Raw genomic sequence first — 6,401 nt, 5'->3', positions numbered from 1 at the left:
ACGCCGCCGCCAACACCTTCCTCGACGCCCTCGCCCACCACCGCCACACCCAAGGCCAACCCGCCACCTCCCTCGCCTGGGGACTCTGGGACGAGGGCGGCATGGGCGAGCGGCTGTCGGGGGCCGACCTCGCGCGGCTGCGCCGCTCGGGGATCGTGCCGATGCCGCCGACCGAGGCCCTGCGGATGCTCGACACCGCCCTCGGTTCCGACGAGGCGCTGCTCTACCCGGCCCGGCTCGACCTGTCCGCCCTGCGGACGCTGGCGGCCTCGGGGACGGGCCCCGAGCCGCTGCTCGGTCTGGTGCGCGGCGGACCGGCCCGGCGGACCGCCGCGCAGGGCACGGGGGCGCGGCCCGGTGCCGGCGCGGTGTCGCTCGCGGACCGGCTCGGGGCGGTCCCGGCGGAGGACCGCGAGGAGCTCCTCCTCGGTCTGGTGCGGGAGCATGTCGCGGCGGTCCTCGGACACGGCTCGCCGGACCGGATCGATGCCGAACGCGGACTGCTCGACCTCGGTTTCGACTCGCTGACCGCGGTGGAGTTCCGAAACCGGCTCAACGCCGTCACGGCCCTGCGGCTGCCGACGACGGTCGTCTTCGACCATCCGACCCCGGCGGCGCTCGCCCGGCACCTGCTCACCGAGCTGGCCCCCGCGGCCGCTCCCGGCGAACCGGCCGGGCCGCTGGAGGCGATCGAACGGCTCGACGCGCTGCTCCGGCAGCACTCGCCCGGCGCCGCCGCCCAGGGCGCGGCGGAGGCGGCGGAGATCACTCAGCGGCTGCAGTCCGTGCTGCAGAGCTGGCACAGCCTCACCGCGTCCCTCGGGGAGGTCGACGACGGCGGCCTCGACTCCGCGACGGACGACGAGCTCTTCGAAGCCCTCGACAAGGAGCTCGGCCTGTCCTGACCCCCGTCCCGGCGGCCTCCGCCGGTCCCGTACGTCCCTCATCATCAGCAGTGAAGGTTGAGCTTCCGTGGCGAACAACGAAGACAGGCTCCGCGACTATCTCAAGCGGGCGACCACCGACCTGAGGCAGGCCAGGCGCCGGATCTCGGAGATCGAGCAGGCCCAGCAGGAGCCGATCGCGATCATCGGCATGGCCTGCCGCTACCCGGGCGGGGTCGCCTCGCCCGAGGATCTGTGGCGTCTGGTCAGCGAAGGGACCGACGCGATCGGGCCGTTCCCCGGGGACCGGGGCTGGGACGAGGATCTGTACGACCCGGATCCGGAGGCCGTCGGCAAGTCCACCACCGCGCACGGCGGCTTCCTCTACGACGCCGCGGAGGCCGACGCGGCGTTCTTCGGGCTGAGTCCACGCGAGGCCATGGCGACCGATCCGCAGCAGCGGCTCCTGCTCGAGACGGCCTGGGAGGCGTTCGAGCGGGCGGGCATCGACCCGACGTCACTGCGCGGCAGCGACACCGGCGTGTTCGCCGGGGTGATGTACAACGACTACGCCTCACGGCTGCGCCCCGCGCCGGAGGAGTACGAGGGCTATCTGGCGAGCGGCAGCCTCGGCAGTGTGGCGTCGGGCCGGTTGGCCTACGTCTACGGTCTCGAGGGCCCGGCGGTGTCCGTGGACACCGCGTGCTCCTCGTCGCTGGTGGCCCTGCACCTGGCGGCTCAGTCGCTGCGGCAGGGCGAGTGCTCGCTGGCGCTGGCGGGCGGCGCGACGGTGATGGCGACGCCGAACACGTTCGTGGAGTTCAGCCGGCAGCGCGGGCTCGCGGCCGACGGGCGCTGCAAGGCGTTCTCGGCCGGGGCCGACGGCACCGGCTGGAGCGAGGGCGTCGGTCTGCTGCTGGTGGAGCGGCTGTCGGACGCGGTGCGCAACGGGCACCCGGTCCTCGCGGTGGTCCGGGGCTCGGCCACCAATCAGGACGGTGCCAGTGGCCGGCTGACGGCGCCGAACGGCCCCGCGCAGGAGCGGGTGATCCGCCAGGCCCTGGCGAACGCCCGCCTGTCGGCGGATCAGATCGACGCGGTCGAGGCGCACGGCACGGGTACCACCCTGGGCGACCCGATCGAGGCGCAGGCGCTCATCAACACCTACGGACGGGCCCGCACCGCCGAACGCCCTCTCTGGCTCGGCTCGTTGAAGTCCAACATCGGGCACGCGCAGGCCGCGGCCGGGGTGGGCGGTGTCATCAAGATGGTGATGGCGATGCGGCACGGCGTCCTGCCGCGCACGCTCCACGTCGACCGGCCCACGGACCATGTCGACTGGTCGGACGGCACGGTCCGGCTGCTCACCGAGGAGCAGCCGTGGACCGCCGGCGAGGAACTGCCGCTGCGCGCCGCCGTGTCGTCGTTCGGCATCAGCGGCACCAACGCGCACGTCATCGTCGAGCAGGCGCTGGAACGACCGGCCGAGCCGGCCGCCGACGACGAGCCGGCCGGTGACGCGCCTGGGCAGGCGGCCGGGACGGGTCGGACGGCCGAGGGGGGCCGGGTGGCCGGGGCGGGCGACGCGGACCGCGCGTCCGGCCACGAGCCGGAAGGCGGGGAAGTGCTCCGGCTGCCCTGGCTGTTGTCGGCGAAGAGCGAGGAGGCGCTGCGGGAGCAGGCGCGGCGGCTGCACGCGTACGCCACCCGGCACGCCGAGACGCCCGTCCAGGACGTCGCGGCCTCGCTGGCGGCTCGTACCCGCTTCGACCACCGCGCCGTCGTCGACGCCACCGACCGTGCCGCGCTCCTCACCGGCCTCGCCGCGCTCGCCGAGGGCACGGAGGCACCCGGTGTGGTCACCGGCACGGCCACCACCGGCAGGACGGCGTTCCTCTTCACCGGGCAGGGCAGCCAGCGGCTGGGCATGGGCCGTGAACTGTACGAGAGTCACCCGGTGTTCGCCGCCGCGTTCTGCGACGTGTGCGACCGGTTCGACGCGATTCTCGACCGGCCGCTCCACGAGGTGATGTGGGGACAGGACGCGGAGGTCCTGAACCGGACCGAGTACACGCAGGCGGCGCTGTTCACGCTGCAGACCGCGCTGTACCGGACCCTGGAGCACCACGGGCTCACCCCCGACGTGCTGATCGGCCACTCGATCGGCGAGGTCGCCGCCGCCCATGTCGCGGGGGTGCTCACGCTGCCGGACGCGGTCGCGCTCGTGGCCGCCCGGGGCCGGCTGATGCAGGCCGCCCGCTCCGACGGCGCCATGATCGCGCTGCACGCCTCGGAGGAGGAGGTGCGGGCGGTGCTCGCCACCGTCGGCCACGATCTGGACGTCGCCGCCGTCAACGGCCCGGAGGCCACGGTGATCTCGGGTGCCCCGGACGCCGCCGAGGCCGTCGCGCAGCACTTCGCCGGGAAGGGCCGCAAGACCACCCGTCTGACGGTCAGCCACGCCTTCCACTCGGCCCACATGGACGGCGTCCTCGACGACTTCCGACAGGCGATCGGCGGCCTGACCTTCCACCCGCCGAAGATCCGCGTGATCTCCAACGTCACCGGGCTCCCCGCCACCGGCGACGACCTCACCACCCCCGCTTACTGGGCCGAGCACATCCGCCGCGCCGTCCGCTTCCACCCCGGCATCCAGCACCTGGAGACCGACGGCGTCACCCGCTACCTCGAACTCGGCCCCGACGCCACCCTCACCGCCCTCGCCCAGGGCTCCCTCACCTCCCCCGCGACCCTGGCGCCCACGCTCCGCAAGAAGGCTCCGGAGGTGGTGTCGTTCCACGCGGCGCTGGCGCGGCTGCACACGGGTGGCCACAGCCCGGCCGCGTGGCTCCCGGACCGCCCGCCCGTCCCTCCGGAGGGGCTCCCCACGTACCCCTTCCAGCGGGAGCGGTTCTGGCTCTCCCCCGGCACCACGACGACGGACGTGGCCGCCGCCGGTCTCGCCTCCTCCGAGCATCCGCTCGTGGGCGCGGTGGTGCCGCTCGCCGGCACCGATCAGCTGGTCCTCACCGGCCGGATCTCCCTGCGCACCGATCCCTGGCTCGCCGACCACACCATCGCCGGCACCACCCTCCTGCCCGGCACCGCCTTCACCGACCTCGCCCTCCACGCCGCGAGCCACACCGACACCCCCACCGTCGAGGAACTCACCCTCGAAGCCCCACTGGTGCTGCGGCCCGAGGGCGCCGTGACCCTGCACGTGACGGTCGGTCCGTCCGCCGGCGACGGCAGCCGGCCCCTGACCGTGCACTCGCGCACGGACAAGTCCGAGTCCTGGACCCGACACGCCTCCGGCACCCTCACCGCGGCCGCCGACGCCCCCGAAGCCCTCCCCTGGCCGCCGCCCGGCGAACCCGTCGACCTCACGGGCCTCTACGAGGACCTGCACGCCCACAACTACACCTACGGCCCGACGTTCCAGGGCCTCACCGCCCTCTGGCGCGCCGGCGACGACCTCTACGCCGAGATCGCCCTGCCGGACGGCGTCGACACCGCCGGCCACACCCTCCACCCCGCGCTGCTCGACGCCGCGCTCCACCCGTGGGCGCGGGAGGTCATGGGCGAGGACGCGGAGAGCGTCCTGCTGCCCTTCAGCTGGCAGGGGGTGGCGCTGCACGCCGTGGAGGCGACCCGGCTCCGGGTGCGGCTGAGCCGTACGGGCGAGGACACCATGCGACTCGACCTCACCGACCCGGAGGGCGCCCCGGTCGCCACGGTGGCGGCGCTCACCGCGCGGGTCGGCACACTGGCCGACCTCGCCGCCGGAGCCGACGCGGGCGCCACCGGCCGAACGCCACTCCACCTGCTCGACTGGAAGCCGCTGCCGGTTTCCGACGGCGCGGCGGTGGCCCCGGGCGGTGTCGTGGTCCTCGGGCCGGACCCGCTGGGGCTCGCGGACGCGCTCGGGGCGGTGTCCCACGCCGATCCGGCCGCGCTGCTCGCGGCGGTCACGGCGGGCGTCGAGGCGCCCGGACTCGTCCTGGCCACCTTCGCCGGCGACACGGCGGACCCGCGGGACGGGGCCGACGACCTGCCGGCCCGGCTGGACGCGGTGACCGCACGGGCGCTGGAGCTGACGCAGTGCTGGCTGGAGCTGGAGTGGCCGGCCGGCGCCGCGGACGACCCCCGGCTGGTCGTGGTCACCCGGGGGGCGGTGGCCGCCCGGCCCGGCCCCGAGATCCGGGACCTGGCCGCGTCCGGCGTCTGGGGTCTGCTGCGGTCCGCCCGCACCGAACACCCGGGCATGTTCGCCCTGCTGGACGTGGACGGCGCGGCCCAGGAGCGTACGGAAGGGCTCACGGCGGCCCTGTCGGCGCTGCTGGCCGGTGAGGAGCACCAGCTCGCCGTCCGGGACAACGGCGTCTACGCGCCCCGCCTGGTGCGGGCCGACGCGGCGCCCGAGGTGCTGGTCCCGCCCGAGGACACCCCGTACTGGCGGCTGGACGTGCGCAGCTCCGGCACCCTCGGCAACCTGGCGCTGCTCCCCGCGCCCGAGGCGGGCGCCCCGCTGGGCCGGGGCGAGGTGCGGGTCTCCGTACGGGCCGCCGGGCTGAACTTCCGTGACGTGCTGGTGGGTCTCGGGATGTACCCGGGGGACGAGGCGCGGATCGGCGGCGAGGCGGCCGGTGTCGTCCTGGAGACCGGCCCCGGGGTGACCTCGGTGGCGGTCGGCGACCGGGTGATGGGGCTGTTCCCGCTCGGCGCCATCGGGCCGGTCGCGGTCACCGACCACCGGTGGGTGACGCGGATGCCGCAGGGCTGGACGTTCACCGACGCCGCCGTCCTGCCGGTGGTGTTCCTCACCGCGTACTACGGCCTGGAGGATCTGGCGCAGGTGCGCCCGGGCGAGTCTCTGCTCGTGCACGCCGCGACCGGCGGTGTGGGCATGGCCGCCCTGCAGCTCGCGCACCACTGGGGCCTGGAGGTCTACGGCACCGCGAGCAGGCCCAAGTGGGACGTGCTGCGGGCGCTGGGCGTCGAGGAGGCCCGGATCGCCTCGACCCGTACGCTCGACTTCGAGGAACAGTACCGCGAGGTCACCGGCGGCCGGGGCTTCGACGTGGTGCTGAACTCGCTGGCCCAGGAGTTCGTGGACGCGTCACTCCGGCTGCTCGCGCCCGGCGGCCGGTTCCTGGAGATGGGCAAGACCGACATCCGCGACGCGGCCGAGGTCCAGGAGCGGTACGCGGGCGTCACGTACACCGCGTACGACCTGATGCGGGTGGAGCCCGAGCGGGTCCAGGAGATGCTGGTCGAACTGGTGCGGCTCTTCGAGTCGGGTGCACTGCGCCGGCTGCCGGTGACCGCCTGGGACGTGAGCCACGCCCCGGAGGCGCTGCGGTATCTGAGCCAGGCCCGGCACACGGGCAAGGCCGTTCTGACGCTGCCGGCGCCGCCGGACCCTGAGGGGACGGTGCTGATCACCGGAGGCACCGGCGCACTCGGCTCCCTCCTCGCCCGCCACCTCGTCACCCACCACGGCGCACGCCACCTCAT

2 protein-coding genes are annotated in these 6,401 nt (G+C 74.8%); both read left to right on the top strand.

All coding sequences use genetic code 11. The features are described from left to right. On the top strand, nucleotides 1–905 hold a 905-nt coding region (locus ACZ4VW_RS32520; protein ID WP_467968754.1), incomplete at its 5' end, for an acyl carrier protein. Nucleotides 906–972: 67 nt separating this feature from the next. Continuing rightward, nucleotides 973–6,401 (top strand): beta-ketoacyl synthase N-terminal-like domain-containing protein (locus ACZ4VW_RS32515; protein ID WP_467968752.1); only part of this gene is annotated, 5,429 nt, incomplete at its 3' end.

It is taken from the genome of Streptomyces sp. NPDC029139, assembly GCF_055564335.1.
This window is presented reverse-complemented; position numbering and strand designations above follow the sequence as displayed.